The sequence below is a fragment of the Streptomyces sp. NPDC015127 genome (genome assembly GCF_043080095.1).
Lineage (GTDB): Bacteria > Actinomycetota > Actinomycetes > Streptomycetales > Streptomycetaceae > Streptomyces.
On sequence record NZ_JBIBVE010000010.1, the window covers coordinates 96616 to 114347 of the forward strand.

General features: G+C 70.4%; 12 protein-coding genes and 1 pseudogene. 9 read left to right on the plus strand and 4 right to left on the minus strand.

Annotation, left to right across the window (positions count from 1 at the left end; translation table 11 throughout):
* The first annotated feature begins 171 nt into the window (after positions 1 to 171).
* Both ACF08N_RS20665 and ACF08N_RS20670 read left to right on the plus strand, forming a co-directional pair.
* The gene (locus tag ACF08N_RS20665; RefSeq protein ID WP_392326085.1) at positions 172 to 1728 is read left to right on the plus strand and encodes an RNA polymerase sigma factor; all 1557 of its coding nucleotides are present in this window, start codon (positions 172 to 174) and stop codon (positions 1726 to 1728) included.
* 181 nt (positions 1729 to 1909) lie between these two features.
* Positions 1910 to 2752 (plus strand): S1 family serine peptidase, encoded by an 843-nt coding sequence (locus ACF08N_RS20670; RefSeq protein WP_392326086.1) that lies wholly within the window; start codon positions 1910 to 1912, stop codon positions 2750 to 2752.
* Between the two features lie 108 nt (positions 2753 to 2860).
* Here the strand turns inward: ACF08N_RS20670 and ACF08N_RS20675 are convergent, their stop codons facing one another.
* Positions 2861 to 3091, minus strand: coding sequence for a hypothetical protein (locus tag ACF08N_RS20675; protein WP_392326087.1), 231 nt, complete (start codon positions 3089 to 3091; stop codon positions 2861 to 2863).
* 435 nt (positions 3092 to 3526) lie between these two features.
* On the opposite strand from ACF08N_RS20675, the gene ACF08N_RS20680 reads away from it, so the two are divergent.
* The 4 genes and pseudogenes from ACF08N_RS20680 to ACF08N_RS20695 all read left to right on the plus strand — a co-directional run bounded on the left by ACF08N_RS20680 (position 3527) and on the right by ACF08N_RS20695 (position 8307).
* Positions 3527 to 5653, plus strand: a complete 2127-nt coding sequence (locus tag ACF08N_RS20680; protein ID WP_392326088.1) for a type IIA DNA topoisomerase subunit B — start codon at positions 3527 to 3529, stop codon at positions 5651 to 5653.
* A gap of 117 nt (positions 5654 to 5770) precedes the next feature.
* A pseudogene (locus tag ACF08N_RS20685) lies at positions 5771 to 6128 on the plus strand (response regulator transcription factor); the annotation flags it as partial.
* 98 nt (positions 6129 to 6226) lie between these two features.
* Positions 6227 to 6706 (plus strand): DUF485 domain-containing protein, encoded by a 480-nt coding sequence (locus ACF08N_RS20690; protein WP_392326089.1) that lies wholly within the window; start codon positions 6227 to 6229, stop codon positions 6704 to 6706.
* Positions 6703 to 8307: a cation acetate symporter gene (locus ACF08N_RS20695; protein WP_392326090.1), complete on the plus strand. Its 1605-nt coding sequence runs from the start codon at positions 6703 to 6705 to the stop codon at positions 8305 to 8307. Before ACF08N_RS20690 ends, ACF08N_RS20695 begins: the two co-directional genes overlap by 4 nt.
* A gap of 145 nt (positions 8308 to 8452) precedes the next feature.
* Here ACF08N_RS20695 and ACF08N_RS20700 read toward each other — a convergent pair whose 3' ends face one another.
* On the minus strand, positions 8453 to 9133 hold the full coding sequence (locus ACF08N_RS20700) for a response regulator (protein ID WP_392326091.1): 681 nt from the start codon (positions 9131 to 9133) through the stop codon (positions 8453 to 8455).
* Positions 9130 to 10812, minus strand: coding sequence for an ATP-binding protein (locus tag ACF08N_RS20705; protein WP_392326092.1), 1683 nt, complete (start codon positions 10810 to 10812; stop codon positions 9130 to 9132). The genes ACF08N_RS20700 and ACF08N_RS20705 overlap by 4 nt, the downstream gene beginning before the upstream one ends.
* Before the next feature lie 282 nt (positions 10813 to 11094).
* Between ACF08N_RS20705 and ACF08N_RS20710 the strand changes: the two genes are divergently transcribed.
* Positions 11095 to 12237, plus strand: a complete 1143-nt coding sequence (locus ACF08N_RS20710) for a CobW family GTP-binding protein (RefSeq protein WP_392326093.1) — start codon at positions 11095 to 11097, stop codon at positions 12235 to 12237.
* Here ACF08N_RS20710 and ACF08N_RS20715 read toward each other — a convergent pair.
* Complete coding sequence (locus ACF08N_RS20715) at positions 12234 to 14684, minus strand: DNA topoisomerase (ATP-hydrolyzing) subunit A (RefSeq protein ID WP_392326094.1); 2451 nt, start codon at positions 14682 to 14684, stop codon at positions 12234 to 12236. The two genes, ACF08N_RS20710 and ACF08N_RS20715, sit on opposite strands and share 4 nt — an antisense overlap.
* Before the next feature lie 242 nt (positions 14685 to 14926).
* On the opposite strand from ACF08N_RS20715, the gene ACF08N_RS20720 reads away from it, so the two are divergent.
* Both ACF08N_RS20720 and ACF08N_RS20725 read left to right on the plus strand, forming a co-directional pair.
* Positions 14927 to 16306: a M16 family metallopeptidase gene (locus tag ACF08N_RS20720; RefSeq protein ID WP_392326266.1), complete on the plus strand. Its 1380-nt coding sequence runs from the start codon at positions 14927 to 14929 to the stop codon at positions 16304 to 16306.
* On the plus strand, positions 16303 to 17691 hold the full coding sequence (locus ACF08N_RS20725; protein WP_392326095.1) for a M16 family metallopeptidase: 1389 nt from the start codon (positions 16303 to 16305) through the stop codon (positions 17689 to 17691). Before ACF08N_RS20720 ends, ACF08N_RS20725 begins: the two co-directional genes overlap by 4 nt.
* The last annotated feature ends 41 nt before the right edge of the window (positions 17692 to 17732 follow it).

The following is a 17732-nucleotide window of genomic DNA, read 5'->3' on the forward strand; positions in this document are numbered from 1 at the left end:
TGACCTAAGAGGTGACAGCCGAGGAGGGAATACAGCCGCCGTGGACGGCGCTGTGTCAGCTCCGAGGTTTCCGCCCGCGCCACCGGTACATCCGCAGCCCGGTGGTCGTCGGCTCCGGCCCGATCATGGGTGGGGCCGGAAGCCGTTTTCCATCGTTCCGAGAGGTTGTTCGTGTCGGCCAGCACATCCCGTACGCTCCCGCCGGAGATCGCCGAGTCCGAGTCTGTGATGGCGCTCATCGAGCGGGGAAAGGCTGATGGGCAGATCGCCGGCGATGACGTGCGTCGGGCCTTCGAGGCTGACCAGATTCCGCCAACCCAGTGGAAGAATGTTCTGCGCAGCCTCAACCAGATCCTCGAGGAAGAGGGTGTGACGCTGATGGTCAGTGCAGCGGAGTCGCCGAAGCGCGCCCGCAAGAGCGTCGCAGCGAAGAGCCCGGCAAAGCGCACCGCCACCAAGACCGTCGCCGCCAAGACGGCTCCGGCGAAGACCGTCGCCGCCACCGCGGCGCCGTCGGCCGAGACCGTCGACGTCACGGCGGAAGAGTCGGCGGCCGCCGCTCCTGCCAAGAAGGCCGCCGCCAAGAAGGCCGCGACCAAGAAGACCGCGGCGAAGAAGACCGTCGCCAAGAAGACCGCGGCGAAGAAGACCGCGGGCAAGAAGGACGCCGACGAGATCGTCGAGGGCGAAGAGCTGCTCGAGGAGGTCCAGCCCGGCGCCAAGGGCGACGAAGAGGAGACCGAAGGCGAGAGCAAGGGCTTCGTCCTCTCCGACGACGACGAGGACGACGCGCCCGCTCAGCAGGTCGCCGTCGCCGGTGCCACCGCCGACCCGGTCAAGGACTACCTCAAGCAGATCGGCAAGGTCCCGCTGCTCAACGCCGAGCAGGAGGTCGAACTCGCCAAGCGCATCGAGGCTGGTCTGTTCGCCGAGGACAAGCTGGCGAACTCGGACAAGCTCGCACCCAAGCTCAAGCGCGAGCTGGAGATCATCGCCGAGGACGGCCGCCGCGCCAAGAACCACCTGCTGGAGGCGAACCTCCGCCTGGTCGTCTCGCTCGCCAAGCGCTACACCGGCCGCGGAATGCTCTTCCTGGACCTGATCCAGGAGGGCAACCTGGGTCTGATCCGTGCCGTCGAGAAGTTCGACTACACCAAGGGCTACAAGTTCTCCACGTACGCCACCTGGTGGATCCGTCAGGCGATCACCCGTGCCATGGCCGACCAGGCCCGCACCATCCGTATCCCGGTGCACATGGTCGAGGTCATCAACAAGCTCGCGCGCGTCCAGCGCCAGATGCTCCAGGACCTGGGCCGCGAGCCCACCCCGGAGGAGCTGGCCAAGGAGCTCGACATGACCCCCGAGAAGGTCATCGAGGTCCAGAAGTACGGCCGCGAGCCCATCTCGCTGCACACGCCGCTCGGCGAGGACGGCGACAGCGAGTTCGGTGACCTCATCGAGGACTCCGAGGCGGTCGTGCCCGCCGACGCGGTCAGCTTCACGCTCCTCCAGGAGCAGCTGCACTCGGTCCTGGACACGCTGTCGGAGCGCGAGGCCGGCGTCGTCTCGATGCGCTTCGGCCTCACCGACGGTCAGCCCAAGACCCTCGACGAGATCGGCAAGGTCTACGGCGTGACGCGTGAGCGCATCCGTCAGATCGAGTCCAAGACGATGTCGAAGCTGCGTCACCCGTCGCGTTCCCAGGTGCTGCGCGACTACCTCGACTAGGTCGCCCCGGCGCCGACCCCGTTGTGGTCGGCGGCCCGGCGCGCCTGCGCCCACGGCGTTAAGGGCCCGGTCCCCAGTGGGGGCCGGGCCCTTTGTCGTGCGCGATGTCCGGCGCGGGTGCGGCCGACGGCACTCTGCACGACTCTGAGTGGACATGCTTCACGCAGAGTCAGGAGGCCGTATGCGTCGTCCCACCGCCCGAGGACCCGCCGGGGTGCCGGCCCTGATCGCCGCCGCCCTTCTGGCACCACTGGCAATGCCCCCTCCCGCGGCTGCCGACAGCGTGGTGGTCGGTGGCTACGAGGTGCGGGCCGAGGAGAGTCCCTGGGTCGTCGCACTGGCCAGCCGTGACCGGTTCGGCCCAAAGCGGGCCGGACAGTTCTGCGGGGGCGTGGTCGTCGCGCCCAAGAAGGTGATGACCGCCGCGCACTGCCTCGGCCGGACCGTACTGGGCAAGGAGGTGAGCGCCGTACGGGATCTGAAGGTCATCTCCGGTCGGTCGAAGCTGGAGGGGGGCGGCGGGCAGGAGACCGCCGTGCGCTCCAGTTGGGTGTCCCCGGCGTACGACCCGCGGACCAACGGTGCCGACATGGCCCTGCTGACCCTGGCGAAGCCCCTGCCGAAGGGCAGCGTGCTCCCGGTCGCACAGGCGGGGGAGAAGGTGTACGAACCCGGTACCGGCGCCACCGTCTACGGATGGGGGGACACGACAGGCGCCGGCACGTATGCGCCCACGCTGCGTGCGGCCCGCGTCTCGGTGCTGCCGGACAAGACGTGCGAGCAGGCGTATCCGGGCGGGCTGAGGGGCCGCTACATGAGGACCACGATGCTGTGCGCCGGAGACCCGCAGGGCAAGCGTGACGCCTGTCAGGGGGACAGTGGGGGCCCGCTGGTCGCGGGCGGGCGGCTCATCGGCCTCGTCTCGTGGGGCAGCGGCTGTGGCCAGCCCGAGGCACCGGGGGTCTACACCCGGGTGTCGGTCATGGCTCCGCTGTTCATGGGGGCCGACCTGCCCGCCCTGTGACCGCCGCCGCAGTCACCGTACGAGAGCGGGCGGCCGCCCCCTGTGTCCGGGGGTGGCCGCCCGACGCCGATCCTCGACCGGCTCATGGCTCGTCGTGGATGCGAGGTCTCAGTGCTCCTCGTCGCCGGCACCGGCCGGCACGGCCGTCAGTCGGTCCGTCTCATCCTGTATCTCCGCGGCGATCTTCTTGAGTTCCGGCTCGAACTTGCGTCCGTGGTGGGCGCAGAAGAGCAGTTCACCGCCGCTGATCAGGACGACACGCAGATACGCCTGGGCGCCGCAACGGTCGCAGCGGTCAGCGGCCGTCAGCGGGCTCGCGGGGGTCAGAACAGTAGTCACGTCGCCTCTTCTCTAGCTCGACGAGCTGTCGTACCAGGGGCAACATCCAACCAGCCCGAAAACGTTCCCGCTCGGGGCTTTTCCTCGAAATTTTTTTCCCGAGGTGGCTGTCTGCTGCCGGTTGGCGGCGAATGAGCCGTATTGCTTCGCTCTACGGATTTCGCGTTGCTTGTCTCGTTTGGCCCTCCCGGCTGGGTTGCCGGTTGTTCATGAGGACGTGCCCGGAGCCTAAATGGTTCATGCCTGGAAGGGAACGTGATGTGCACGTCACCCCATCGAGGGATCGAACACGCATGCGATGCTGGACTAGCATGAGAAATCAAGTGGGTGGCGTTACATCGGCTCTACCAGGCCTCGGTACGCTCTGAGCGGCGACCGACGCCCGGGCCTTTACCCCACTTGGCCACATCTGAAATTCAGCGAGGAGCGAACCGCGTGACCGCCGAAACGTCCGTGCCGTCCACAGCGCTGCTGACCGCAGACCGTGACGGTTCCAACTACACCGCGCGGCACCTGCTCGTCCTGGAGGGCCTCGAGGCTGTCCGCAAGCGACCCGGCATGTACATCGGGTCGACGGACAGCCGGGGCCTGATGCACTGCCTGTGGGAGATCATCGACAACTCCGTGGACGAGGCCCTCGGGGGCCACTGCGACCACATCGAGGTCATCCTCCACGAGGACGGGTCCGTCGAGGTCCGGGACAACGGCCGCGGCATCCCGGTCGACGTCGAGCCCAAGACCGGTCTGTCGGGCGTCGAGGTCGTGATGACCAAGCTGCACGCCGGCGGCAAGTTCGGCGGCGGGTCGTACGCGGCCTCCGGCGGTCTGCACGGTGTCGGCGCCTCCGTGGTGAACGCGCTCTCGGCCCGCCTCGACGTCGAAGTGGACCGCGGCGGCGCGACCCACATGATCAGCTTCCGGCGCGGTGTGCCCGGCATCTTCACCGAGTCCGGCCCCGACGCCCCCTTCGACCCGGCCAACGGGCTCCTGAAGGGCAAGCGCGTGCCCAAGGCCCGCACCGGCACCCGCGTGAGGTACTGGGCGGACCGCCAGATCTTCCTCAAGGACGCCAGGCTCTCCCTGGAGACGCTCCACCAGCGCGCCCGCCAGACGGCCTTCCTCGTGCCCGGGCTCACCATCGTCGTCCACGACGAGCGCGGCCCGGCCGGCGGCGACGGCGAGGGCAAGAGCGTGGAGACGTTCCGCTTCGACGGCGGGATCAGCGAGTTCTGCGAGTACCTGGCGCAGGACAAGGCGGTCTGCGACGTGCTGCGGCTGAGCGGCCAGGGCACCTTCAAGGAGACCGTCCCCGTCCTGGACGACCGCGGCCACATGACCCCGACCGAGGTCACCCGCGAGCTCGGCGTCGACATCGCCCTGCGCTGGGGCACGGGGTACGACACCACGATCAGGTCGTTCGTCAACATCATCGCCACCCCCAAGGGCGGCACCCACGTGACCGGCTTCGAGCGCTCGGTGACCAAGACGGTGAACGAGGTCCTGCGCGCGTCCAAGCTGCTGCGCGTCGCCGAGGACGACATCGTCAAGGACGACGCCCTGGAGGGGATGACCGCGGTCGTGACCGTCCGGCTCGCCGAGCCCCAGTTCGAGGGCCAGACCAAGGAGGTCCTCGGCACCTCGGCCGCCAACCGGATCGTCGCCAACGTGGTCGCCAAGGAGCTCAAGGCCTTCCTGACCTCCACCAAGCGGGACGCCAAGGCCCAGGCCCGTGCCGTCCTGGAGAAGACCGTCGCCGCCGCCCGTACGCGCATCGCGGCCCGCCAGCACAAGGAGGCTCAGCGCCGCAAGACGGCGCTTGAGTCCTCGTCGCTGCCGGCCAAGCTGGCCGACTGCCGCAGTGACGACGTGGAGCGCAGCGAGCTCTTCATCGTCGAGGGAGACTCCGCGCTCGGCACGGCCAAGCTGGCACGCAACAGCGAGTTCCAGGCGCTCCTGCCGATCCGCGGCAAGATCCTCAACGTCCAGAAGTCGTCCGTCTCCGACATGCTGAAGAACGCCGAGTGCGGCGCGATCATCCAGGTCATAGGGGCGGGTTCCGGCCGGACCTTCGACATCGACGCCGCGCGCTACGGCAAGGTCATCATGATGACGGACGCCGACGTCGACGGGTCCCACATCCGCACCCTCCTGCTCACGCTGTTCCAGCGCTACATGCGGCCGATGGTCGAGGCGGGCCGCGTGTTCGCCGCCGTGCCGCCGCTGCACCGGATTGAGCTGATCCAGCCGAAGAAGGGCCAGGAGAAGTACGTCTACACGTACTCGGACAACGAGCTGAGGCAGACGCTGCTGGAGTTCCAGCGCAAGGGTGTCCGCTTCAAGGACTCCATCCAGCGCTACAAGGGTCTCGGTGAGATGGACGCGGACCAGCTCGCGGAGACCACGATGGACCCGCGCCACCGCACGCTGCGCCGGATCAACATCGGCGACCTCGAGGCCTCCGAGCAGGTCTTCGACCTGCTGATGGGCAATGAAGTCGCACCCCGCAAGGAGTTCATCACCAGCTCGGCGGCCACCCTCGACCGCTCGCGCATCGACGCCTGACGGCCCACCCGGGGGCGGAGAGGCGCTCCACCCCCGGTTCCTCCTCCGGGCCGATCCGGCGCGGGCTCCCGCCTTCGTAGCATCGACGGGCACGGACGAGGACATGGGTGCCCGGCAACAAAGGACGCGGACGGCGACGAGATCGTCCGTGCCGTCCAGGACGCCATGGCGGGCGGAGCCCGCCTCTCCCCGGTCGTACAGCAGCGGCTGCTGGAGGAGGTCACCGCCGGGTCCCCGCCGGCAGGGCCGCGCCTGCCCGACGGGCTGACGGCCCGTGAGGGCGAGGTGGTCACGCTGATCGCGGAAGGTCTCGCCAACGCGGACATCGCGCGCCGGGCTGGGCATTTCCACCGCGACGGTGAAGACGCACATCGACAACCGGTTCGCGAAAGCCGGTCTCCAAGGCCGCGCGCAGGCGGCGAGCTACGCCTACCGCGAAGGGCTGGCACAACCACCGGCGACGGGTGTCACCTGATGGGGTGAAGACCCCGGGGAGAAGAGTCCGAAATCTTCCCGCTCTGTCCATCCTTGTGCACGCGGGCCGAAACGGTTCGCTGACAAGGAGAGTTGAACGTGGACGAGAAGGAAGGGCACGCTGCGCCGGCGGTTCGGCTCGAGGACCCGTGGTACGACGCGCTGGCCTCCGGCTGGGGGGACGTGGACGGCACCGGGGAGCCGGTCCCGGTGCCACCGCCCGCGTCCGCGCGGCAGCGCGAGAACGGCCCGAGCGCCGCCGAGATCTACCTGGAAGTGCAGCGCAGCACCGCGTTCCAGGAAGTGCGCCGCCGCTACCGGCGGTTCGTGGTGCCCGCGTCCCTGGCCTTCTTCCTCTGGTACCTCGCCTACGTGGTGGCCGCGACCGCCGCACCGGAGCTGATGGCCCGCCCGGTCGCCGGCGCGGTCAACGTGGCGATGGTGGCGGGGCTGGCGCAGTTCCTCACCACGTTCCTGCTGACCTGGGCGTATGCCCGCCATGCCCGTCGGCGGCGTGATCGTGCGGCGCTCGAACTGCGCTGGGACACCCAGGAGATGACCCGGGAGGCCGGGCGTTGAGCGGCGACCACCAGGCCCTGGCACTGCTGCTGTTCAGCGCGTTCGTCGCCGTCACCCTCGGCATCACGACGTGGGTGAGCCGCCACAGACGCGGCTCGGCCGAGGAGTTCTACGCGGGCGGACGGCTCTTCTCCCCGCTGGAGAACGGCTTCGCCATCGCGGGCGACTACATGTCGGCCGCCTCCTTCCTCGGCATCTCCGGACTCATCGCCCTGTTCGGCTACGACGGCATGCTCTACTCCGTCGGATTCCTGGTCGCCTGGCTCGTCGTCCTCTTCCTGGTCGCGGAACTGGTACGCAACTGCGGCCGGTTCACGCTCGCCGACGTCGTCGCCTCCCGGATGAAGGAGCGACGCGTCCGCATCGCGTCGGGAACTTCCTCGGTCACCGTGTCCGTTCTGTATCTGGTGGCGCAGATGGTGGGAGCCGGGTCCCTCGTCTCGCTGCTGCTCGGCGGGACGAGCGAAGCCGCGCGCTCGTGGACCGTCGTCGGCGTAGGTGCCCTGATGGTGATCTATGTGTCGATGGGAGGGATGCGAGCGACCACCTGGATCCAGATCGTGAAGGCCGTGCTGCTGATGGCGGGCGCGATCACTCTGACCGTGCTCGTGCTGATGCGGTTCGGCGGTGACATCGACCAGTTGCTCCGGTCCGCTGCCGACCGCAGCGGGTACGGCCGGGAGTTCCTCTCGCCCGGGCTTCGTTACGGGGGCGACTGGACCGCTCGTCTCGACTTCGTCAGCCTCGGCCTGGCGCTGGTGCTGGGCACGGCAGGACTGCCGCACATCCTGTCGCGCTTCTACACTGTGCCGACTGCGCGTGCCGCCCGCCGCTCGGTCGTCTGGGCCATCGGCCTCATCGGCAGCTTCTACCTGATGACGATCGTGCTCGGCTTCGGCGCCGCGGCCGTGGTGGGCACGGACGAGGTCCGTGCGTCGAGCGCCGCCGGGAACACCGCCGTGCCGCTGCTCGCCCTCGACCTCGGCGGGGGAGCGGGCTCGACCGGAGGCACCGTGCTCTTCGCGGTGGTCGCCGCCGTGGCCTTCGCGACGATCCTCGCTGTGGTCGCGGGGATCACACTGGCCTCCTCGGTCTCGGTCGCGCACGACCTGTACGCGTCCCTGAAGCGCCGGGGCGGCGGTCGGGAGGGTCGCAGGTACAGCGAGGTCGCGGTCGCCCGGGTCGCGGCGGTCGGGATCGGCGCCGTCGCCATCGCGCTCGGCCTGCTGGCCCGCGACCTGAACGTGGCCTTCCTGGTCGGGCTGGCCTTCGCAGTCGCGGCGTCGGCGAATCTGCCCGTCCTGCTCTACTCGCTGTTCTGGCGGAACTTCACGACCCGCGGGGCGGTGTGGTCGGTGTACGGAGGTCTCGTCCCCTCGGTGCTGCTCGTGGTGCTGTCACCGGTGGTGTCCGGGAGCCCGCAGGCGCTGTTCCCGGGTGTGGACTTCCATGTCTTCCCGCTGGAGAACCCGGGGCTGGTCTCGATCCCGCTCGGTTTCCTCGCGGGCTGGATCGGCACCGTCACGTCGTCGGAGCCGCCGGACGCGGCCCGGCATGCGGAGACCGAGGTACGGGCGCTGACCGGGGCGGGTGCGGTGTAGCGGACCCTGCTCGGTCTCGTCGGATCGGTCGTCCCTGCCACATCAGCGGGTTGCGGCGGGTCTGGCCGACTCGGTCGAGCGAGCGCTGCTCGTGGTGCTCGACGCGCCGGCTCCGCGGGCGGGAGGCGGGCCGTGGCCGGGAGGTTCAGCCGCTGGTCGTCCAGGAGTAGCGGTGTTCGGGGCGGCCCGTTTCGCCGTACTTGAGGCTCAGGCGCACCCGGTTCGTCCGTTCCAGCAGCTTCAGGTAACGCTGGGCGGTCTGGCGGCTCATTCCGGCCCGGTCCGCGATCTCCTGGGCCGAGAGCGGACCGTCGGCTGCCAGCAGCACCTGGCGCACCACTTCGGCCGTCGTCGGGGAGTGCCCCTTGGGCAGCTCGGGGGCGACCGCCCCGGCCGACAGCACTCCGAAGATCCGGTCCACCTCGGCCTGCTCCGCCTCGCCGCCTCCGTCGAGGGCGCGCCGCAGTGTCGCGTACGCCTCCAGCTTGGCGCGCAGGCCGGCGAAGTTGAACGGCTTCACCAGGTACTGGAGAGCGCCGTGACGCATGGCGGCCTGGACCGTTGCCACGTCGCGGGCCGCCGTCACCATGATCACATCGGTCTGATGGCCGAGAAGGCGCAGCTCACGGACCAGAGCGAGGCCGGTCTCGTCCGGCAGATAGTGGTCGAGCAGGATCAGATCCACCGGCGTCTCGGCGATACGGGCCAGTGCCTCGGCCGCCGAGTGGGCGACCGCGGCGACCTGGAATCCCGGCACCTTGGCGACGTAGGCCGCGTTGATCTCCGCGACCCGGACGTCGTCGTCCACGACCAGTACGTCGATCATCGTGTCTCCCGCATCGTCTCCGTGGTCGTCGCGGGCATCTCCGCCGGTCCACTCGCGATGATCGGCTGCTCGGTCAGAGCCTCCGGCAGCACGACGGTGAACTCGGCACCGCCGACCGCGGCCTCGCGTACGGCCGCGCTGCCGCCCTGCCGTTCGGCGAACCTGCGCACCAGGGCCAGCCCCAGTCCGCGCTTGCCGTGCGCGGGCAGTTCCTTGGTCGACCAGCCCTCGGTGAAGATCAGCTCACGCCGTTCGGCCGGTACCCCGGGCCCGCTGTCCGCGATGCGCAGCACGACCGTGCGGCCCTCCGCGTACAGCTCCACCTCGACCGTCGCGTCGGGCGTGCCCGCCGCCGCGTCCAGCGCGTTGTCGACGAGGTTGCCGACGACTGTCACCAGTCCGCGCGGATCCACCAGCCGGTCCGGCAGCAGCGTCGCGGGCGCGATGCGCAGCGACACACCGCGCTCGGCCGCCACGGTCGCCTTGCCCACGAGCAGCGCCGCCAGCAGCGGATCGTGGATCTTCTCGGTGACCTGCTCCGCGGTGGCCCGGTGCACGCCGACGACCTCGGTGACGAACTCCACCGCCTCCTCGTGCATCTCCAGTTCCAGCAGGCCGAGAAGGGTGTGCATCCGGTTCGCGTGCTCGTGGTCCTGGGCGCGCAGGGCGTCGATCAGCCCGCGGGTCGAGTCGAGTTCCCGGCCCAGCTGCTCCAGTTCGGTGCGGTCGCGCAGAGTGACGACGGCGCCGCCGTCGTCCGTCGGCATCCGGTTCGCGATCAGCACCCGGGCGCCGCGCACGGTGAGCAGGTCCTCGCCGCTGACCCGGCCCGCCAGGACGTCGGTCGTACGGCCCTCGCCCAGCACCTCGTCCAGCGGCCGGCCGGTGACATCGGGGCCGACGCCCAGCAGGCGCTGCGCCTCGTCGTTGAGCAGCCGGATCCTGCCGGACCGGTCGAGCGCCACGACGCCTTCCCGGATGCCGTGGAGCATGGCCTCGCGTTCGGCGAGCAGAGCGGAGATGTCGGAGAAGGCGAGGTCGTGCGTCTGCCGCTGGAGCCTGCGGGAGATCAGATAAGCCGCCAGCGCGCCGACGGCCAGTGCACCGCCCGCGTACGCGATGAGGCCGGGGATCGCGGCGAGCAGCCGGGCCCGGACGCTGTCGTACTCGATGCCGACCGATACGGCCCCGACGACCCGGCCCTCGTCGTCCCTCAGCGGCACCTTGCCCCGCGCGGAGCGCCCGAGGGTGCCGCTGTCGATCTCCATCACCTCATGTCCGGCGAGGGCCTCGCTCGGGTCGGTCGAGACGATGCGCCCGATCTCCGAGGGCGAGGTGTGCGACCAGCGCACGCCGTTGTCGTCCATGACGACGATGTACTCGGCGCCGGTGGACTCCCTGATCCGTTCGGCCTCCTTCTGCACCGGGCCGTCGGCGGTCGGGCGGGTGCCGGTCAGCTCCTCGGCGAGTTCGGGGGAGGCGGTGGTCTGCGCGATGGCCAGGGCGCGTCGCATCGCCTGGTCGTCGAGCTGGGAGCTGAGCGGAGCGAGGAACAGGCCGGTGGCCAGCGCGGTGACGCCGGTGGCGATGGCCAGCTGCATGAGCAGGACCTGGGAGAAGACCCGCTGCGGCCAGCCGAACCGCCGTCGCCGGGCGGTGGCGGTCGGTACGGGACTCATGCCTACGAACGGTAAACGGCCCCGCGGCTTTTCCGAAATCTCCGCAGGAGGACGCCCTGGCATGCACCGGGCGGCGCGCGTGGCCGTCGACGGCCATGCCGGCCCGCTTCCGGAGTGCCGTGCGGCACTGACCGCTGGGAGGCGGAGACAGCGGCACACACGGCGGATCGCGTCCAGGGGCCGTGTCGCATGCGTGCCCGGAACGCGCTGCTCGCCCTCGTTCACTGCGCGTGCGCCCCTATCCTGGGCCGCCGGAGCAGTCCAACCGTCCGAGGTGCAGCAGTGAGTCCGAGCAGGTCCCAGATCCCCGTCGTCGTCCTCGCCGGCTTCCTCGGCTCCGGAAAGACCACGCTGCTCAACCATCTGCTGCGCCGCAACGGCGGAAACCGCATCGGTGTCGTCGTCAACGACTTCGGATCGATCGAGATCGACGCCATGACCGTCGCCGGACAGGTCGGTTCGACGATCTCCCTCGGTAACGGCTGCCTGTGCTGCGCCGTCGACGCGAGCGAGCTCGACGACTATCTGGACAAGCTCACCCGGCCCTCGGCGCGGATCGACGTCATCGTCGTCGAGGCGTCCGGGCTGGCCGAGCCGCAGGAGCTCGTACGGATGATTCTCGCCAGCGACAATCCCCGGATCGTGTACGGCGGGCTCGCCGAGGTCGTCGACGCCGCCGAATTCGAGGAGACCAGGGCCCGGCATCCCGAGATCGACCGGCATCTCGCGATCGCCGATCTTGTCGTCCTCAACAAGACCGACCGCGTGGACCCAGCCGGACTGGAGCGGCTGCGGGACAGGCTCGCCGGACTCGTCGGCGGCACGCCTGTCGTCAGCGCGCGGTACGGACGGATCGACCCCGCGCTGCTCCTGGACCCGGCCGAACGGCCCGAGCAGGAGGAGAAGGTCCGCCAGCTCTCCTTCGAGGACCTGTACGCGGAGGCGTACGACCGTGAGCACACCCACCAGCACGGACACGAGGGCCACCTGCACGCCGCGTACGACAGTGTCTCCGTCGCCCTGGACATGCCGGTGCACCCGCGGCGGCTCATGGCCTTCCTCGACTCGCGGCCGGAGGGGCTGTACCGGATCAAGGGCTTCGTCGACTTCGGCGCGGCGGATCCGCGCAACCGGTACTCCGTCCACGCGGTCGGGCGCTTCCTGCGCTTCTTTCCGCAGCCCTGGCCGCCCGGCGAGCCGCCCATGACGCAGCTCGTGCTCATCGGCTCCGGCATCGACGCCGCGGGGCTCCGCAAGGAGATCGAGGCCTGCGCGCTGAGCGGATCCGATGACCTCCCCGACGAGCGCAGCATGTGGGGCGTCCTGCGCTACGTGCCCAAGCAGCCGGACGGCTCGGACGGGGCGGGCGAGCCGGCGGAACCGGGGGAGCCGGACGAGACCGGCGCCCCCGGACACCCGCGCTAGCTCGCCGGACCCGCCAGCACCGCCACAGGCGACGGCAGCGGCGTGCCCGAGCCGTCGCGGCGCGGGTCGAGCTCCGGCAACTGTGCCGGTGCGCCGTTCTTCTGCGCCGCGCGTGCCGGGGCCGCGCCGGCCCAGGCCAGGACGAGCATGTCCTCGCCCTTCAGGAAGCGCTGGCAGCGCACACCGCCGGTGGCGCGCCCCTTGCGCGGGTACTGGTCGAACGGCGTGAGCTTCCCCGTCGTCGGACCGTCGACCAGCGTGCCCTGCGCGCCGGCCACCGTGAACACCACCGCGTCCTCGGCCGGGTCGACCGCGGTGAAGGAGATCACCTCGGCACCCTCAGCCAGCTTGATACCGGCCATACCGCCGGCCGCCCGGCCCTGCGGCCGCACCTGTGCGGCGGGGAAGCGCAGCAGCTGCGCGTCGGACGTGATGAAGACCAGGTCCTCCTCGCCCGTACGCAGCTCCGAGCCGCCCACGATCCGGTCCCCGTCCCTGAGCGCGAAGACCTCCAACTCGTCCTTGTTGGCGGGATAGTCGGGCACCACCCGCTTGACCACGCCCTGCGCGGTGCCGAGCGCGAGACCCGGCGAGGCCTCGTCCAGTGTGGTGAGACAGATGATCCGCTCGTCCGCCTCCAGCGACAGGAACTCCGTGACCGGCGCACCGCCCGCCAGGTTGGGATCGGACGCCGTGTCCGGCAGCTGCGGAAGGTCGATCACCGACAGGCGCAGCAGCCGTCCGGCCGACGTGACCGCGCCCACCTCGCCGCGCTGCGTCGTGAGCACTCCCGAGACGATCACGTCGTGCTTGGTGCGCCTGGTGCCGTGGTCCACCAGCGGCTCACCGGTGGCGGTGCGCGCCAGCAGGCCCGTCGAGGACAGCAGCACGCGGCACGGGTCGTCCGCGACCTGGAGCGACGCGGCGGGCGCGGGCGCGCCCGCGGACTCCAGCAGGACCGTGCGCCGCGGGGTGCCGAACTTCTTGGCCACCGCGGCCAGTTCGGCGGAGACCAGCTTGCGCAGCTCGGCGTCCGACTCCAGGATCCGGGTGAGCTCCTCGATCTCGCTGTTGAGCCGGTCGCGCTCGCTCTCCAGCTCGATCCGGTCGAACTTGGTCAGGCGCCGCAGCGGAGTGTCGAGGATGTACTGCGTCTGGATCTCGCTCAGCGAGAAGTGCTCGATCAGGCGCTCCTTGGCCTGGGCGGAGTTCTCGCTTGAGCGGATCAGGCGGATGACCTCGTCGATGTCCAGCAGGGCGACGAGAAGTCCCTCGACCAGGTGGAGCCGGTCGCGGCGCTTGGTGCGGCGGAACTCGCTGCGCCGGCGCACCACCTCGAACCGGTGGTCCAGGTAGACCTCCAGCAGCTCCTTCAGCCCCAGGGTGAGCGGCTGGCCGTCCACCAGGGCCACGTTGTTGATGCCGAAGGACTCCTCCATGGGCGTCAGCTTGTACAGCTGCTCCAGGACGGCCTCGGGGATGAACCCGTTCTTGACCTCGATGACCAGGCGCAGGCCGTGCTGGCGGTCGGTGAGGTCCTTGACGTCGGCGATGCCCTGGAGCTTCTTCGACGAGACGAGGTCCTTGATCTTGGAGATGACCTTCTCGGGGCCGACCGAGAAGGGCAGTTCGGTCACGACCAGGCCCTTGCGGCGGGCGGTGACCGTCTCGACGGACACCGTGGCGCGGATCTTGAACGTGCCGCGGCCGGTCTCGTACGCGTCCTTGATCCCGCCGAGGCCGACGATGCGGCCGCCGGTCGGCAGGTCGGGGCCGGGCACGTGGCGCATCAGCGCCTCGAGGTCGGCGTGCGGGTACCTGATCAAGTGGCGGGCGGCCGCGATGACCTCGCCCAGATTGTGCGGGGGCATGTTGGTGGCCATGCCGACCGCAATGCCGGAGGCGCCGTTGACCAGCAGGTTCGGGTAGGCGGCGGGGAGGGCGACCGGCTCCTTCTCCTGGCCGTCGTAGTTCGACTGGAAGTCGACGGTGTCCTCGTCGATCGACTCCGTCATCAGACTGGTGGCGTCCGCCATGCGGCACTCGGTGTACCGCATGGCCGCGGGCGGGTCGTCATTGCCCAGCGAGCCGAAGTTCCCGTGGCCGTCGACGAGCGGCAGGCGCATCGAGAACGGCTGCGCCATGCGCACCAGGGCGTCGTAGATCGACGCGTCGCCGTGCGGGTGCAGCTTGCCCATGACCTCGCCGACGACGCGGGCGCACTTCACATAGCCGCGGTCGGGGCGCAGGCCCATCTCGTTCATCTGGTAGACGATGCGGCGGTGAACCGGCTTCATGCCGTCGCGGGCGTCGGGCAGGGCGCGGGAGTAGATCACCGAGTACGCGTACTCGAGGAAGGAGCCCTGCATTTCGTCCACGACGTCGATGTCGAGGATCCTCTCCTCGAAATCGTCCGGCGGTGGGGTCTTCGTGCTGCGGCGGGCCATCGCGGCTGCTGCTCCTTCACGTACCAGGCTGGATCTGACGCCGACCATTGTGGACCGTCCCGCTGACAACGCGGACCGCGACCCGGGACAACGCCCGCCGCGGCCCCCGGAGCGGCGTGCCCCACGAGCGGGGGAACAACGCCGACCACCGGCCGGGAACTTCGCCAGGTGTCAGCACGCTTGCATACAGTGGCAGGTCTGGCAGCACATCCAGCATCGCGATCGAAGGGACGTACATGCCCATGGGTCACACGGCCACAGCTCAGGCCGACTCCGGCGGCCTGACAGCGACCGAGCACCGCCTGGCCAACGGCCTGCGCGTCGTGCTCTCGGAGGACCACCTGACCCCGGTCGCGGCGGTCTGCCTCTGGTACGACGTCGGCTCCCGCCACGAGGTCAAGGGCCGTACAGGACTCGCCCACCTCTTCGAGCACCTCATGTTCCAGGGCTCGGCCCAGGTGAAGGGGAACGGCCACTTCGAGCTCGTCCAGGGCGCCGGAGGCTCGCTGAACGGCACGACCAGCTTCGAGCGGACCAACTATTTCGAGACCATGCCCGCCCACCAGCTGGAGCTGGCGCTCTGGCTGGAGGCCGACCGCATGGGCTCGCTGCTCGCCGCGCTCGACGACGAGTCGATGGAGAACCAGCGCGACGTCGTCAAGAACGAGCGCCGCCAGCGCTACGACAACGTGCCGTACGGCACGGCGTTCGAGAAGCTGACCGCCCTCGCCTACCCCGAGGGCCACCCGTACCACCACACGCCCATCGGCTCGATGGCGGACCTCGACGCGGCGACCCTCGAGGACGCCCGCGCCTTCTTCCGCACGTACTACGCGCCGAACAACGCGGTGCTGTCGGTCGTCGGCGACATCGACCCGCAGCAGACGCTCGCGTGGATCGAGAAGTACTTCGGCTCCATCCCGTCGCACGACGGCAAGCAGCCCCCGCGCGACGGCTCCCTGCCGGACGTCATCGGCGAGCAGCTTCGCGAGGAGATCGTCGAAGAGGTGCCCGCGCGCGCCCTGATGGCCGCCTACCGCCTCCCGCACGACGGCACCCGCGAGTGCGACGCCGCCGACCTTGCGCTCACCGTCCTCGGCGGAGGCGAGTCGTCGCGGCTGCACAACCGCCTGGTGCGCCGCGACCAGACGGCGGTTGCCGCCGGGTTCGGGCTGCTGCGCCTGGCCGGTGCTCCGTCGCTCGGCTGGCTGGACGTCAAGACGTCCGGAGGTGTCGAGGTCCCGCAGATCGAGGCCGCGGTCGACGAGGAGCTCGCGCGGTTCGCCGCCGAGGGACCGACGCCCGAGGAGATGGAGCGCGCCCAGGCCCAACTGGAGCGCGAGTGGCTCGACCGGCTCGGCACCGTGGCCGGCCGCGCGGACGAACTGTGCCGTTACGCCGTGCTGTTCGGCGACCCGCAGCTGGCGCTGACCGCCGTGCAGCGCGTCCTCGACGTCACCGCAGAGGAGGTGAAGGCGGTCGCCGAGGCGAGGCTGCACCCGCGGAACAGGGCCGTGCTGGTCTACGAGCCCGTCTCCGCCGACGACACCGAGGAGGGCGGCGAGAGCGGCGAGTCCGCGGCCGCCGGAGAGAACGACGAGCACAAGGGGGCGGACCAGTGAGCGACGCTGCCGTGACCATGGACTTCCACCCGCAGCCCACCGCCGGCACCGCCCGGCCCTGGGCCTTCCCCGCCCCCGAGCGCGGCACCCTGGACAACGGGCTGACGGTGCTGCGCTGCGACCGCCCCGGCCAGAAGGTCGTCGCCGTGGAGATCCTCCTCGGCGCCCCCCTGGAGGCGGAGCCCGAGGGACTCGACGGCGTCGCCACGATCATGGCCCGCGCCCTGTCGGAGGGCACCGACAAGCACAGCGCCGAGGAATTCGCCGCCGAGCTGGAGCGCTGCGGCGCCACGCTCGACTCGCTCGCCGACCACCCCGGTGTCCGTGTCTCCCTGGAGGTCCCCGCCTCCCGGCTGCCCAAGGCGCTCGGCCTGCTCGCCGACGCGCTGCGCGCCCCCGCCTTCGCGGCGGGCGAGGTCGACCGGCTGGTGCGCAACCGCCTGGACGAGATCCCGCACGAGATGGCCAACCCGGCCCGCCGTGCGGCCAAGCAGCTCTCCAAGGAGCTGTTCCCCTCCCCCCTGCGCGTGTCCCGGCCGCGTCAGGGCACCGAGGAGACGGTGGCGAGGATCGACTCCGCGGCCGTACGGGCCTTCTACGAGGAGCACGTCCGGCCCGCCACGTCGACCGTCGTGGTCGTGGGCGACCTGTCCGGGATCGACGTGGACGCCGTCCTCGCCGACACCCTCGGGGCCTGGACGGGCGACAAGGCGGCCACCCGGCCCGTGCCGGCGATCACCGCCGACGACACCGGCCGGGTGTTCATCGTCGACCGCCCGGGCGCCGTGCAGACGCAGCTGCTCATCGGCCGCACCGGCCCCGACCGCCACGACAGTGTCTGGCCCGCCCAGGTGCTCGGCACGTACTGCCTCGGCGGCACGCTGACCTCCCGGCTCGACCGCGTCCTGCGGGAGGAGAAGGGCTACACGTACGGCGTACGTGCCTTCGGCCAGGTGCTGTTGTCCGCCCCGGACGGCTCGGGGGCCTCGATGCTGGCCATCAGCGGCTCCGTGGACACGCCCAACACCGGCCCCGCGCTGGAGGACCTGTGGAAGGTGCTGCGAACGCTGGCGGCGGAGGGACTCACCGACGCCGAGCGTGACGTGGCCGTGCAGAACCTGGTCGGCGTGGCACCGCTGAAGTACGAGACGGCAGCGTCGGTGGCGGCCACGCTCGCGGACCAGGTCGAGCAGCACCTCCCGGACGACTACCAGGCGCAGTTGTACGCCCGCCTGGCCGCGACGGGCACCGTGGAGGCGACCGCGGCGGTGGTCAGCGCGTTCCCCGTGGACCGTCTGGTCACGGTGCTGGTCGGCGACGCGGCGCAGATCGAGGCTCCGGTCAGGGCACTGGGCATCGGTGAAGTGACTGTCGTCACGGGCTGATCGAATGCCGCGTATCGGGTGAACCCGGCGCGGAACGAGTG

Coding starts and splice junctions, on each gene's coding strand:
- ACF08N_RS20700 (WP_392326091.1), bottom strand. CDS start 9,133: ATGATCGACGTACTGGTCGTGGACGACGACGTCCGGGTCGCGGAGATC.
- ACF08N_RS20715 (WP_392326094.1), bottom strand. CDS start 14,684: ATGGCCCGCCGCAGCACGAAGACCCCACCGCCGGACGATTTCGAGGAG.
- ACF08N_RS20720 (WP_392326266.1), top strand. CDS start 14,927: ATGGGTCACACGGCCACAGCTCAGGCCGACTCCGGCGGCCTGACAGCG.
- ACF08N_RS20670 (WP_392326086.1), top strand. CDS start 1,910: ATGCGTCGTCCCACCGCCCGAGGACCCGCCGGGGTGCCGGCCCTGATC.
- ACF08N_RS20705 (WP_392326092.1), bottom strand. CDS start 10,812: ATGAGTCCCGTACCGACCGCCACCGCCCGGCGACGGCGGTTCGGCTGG.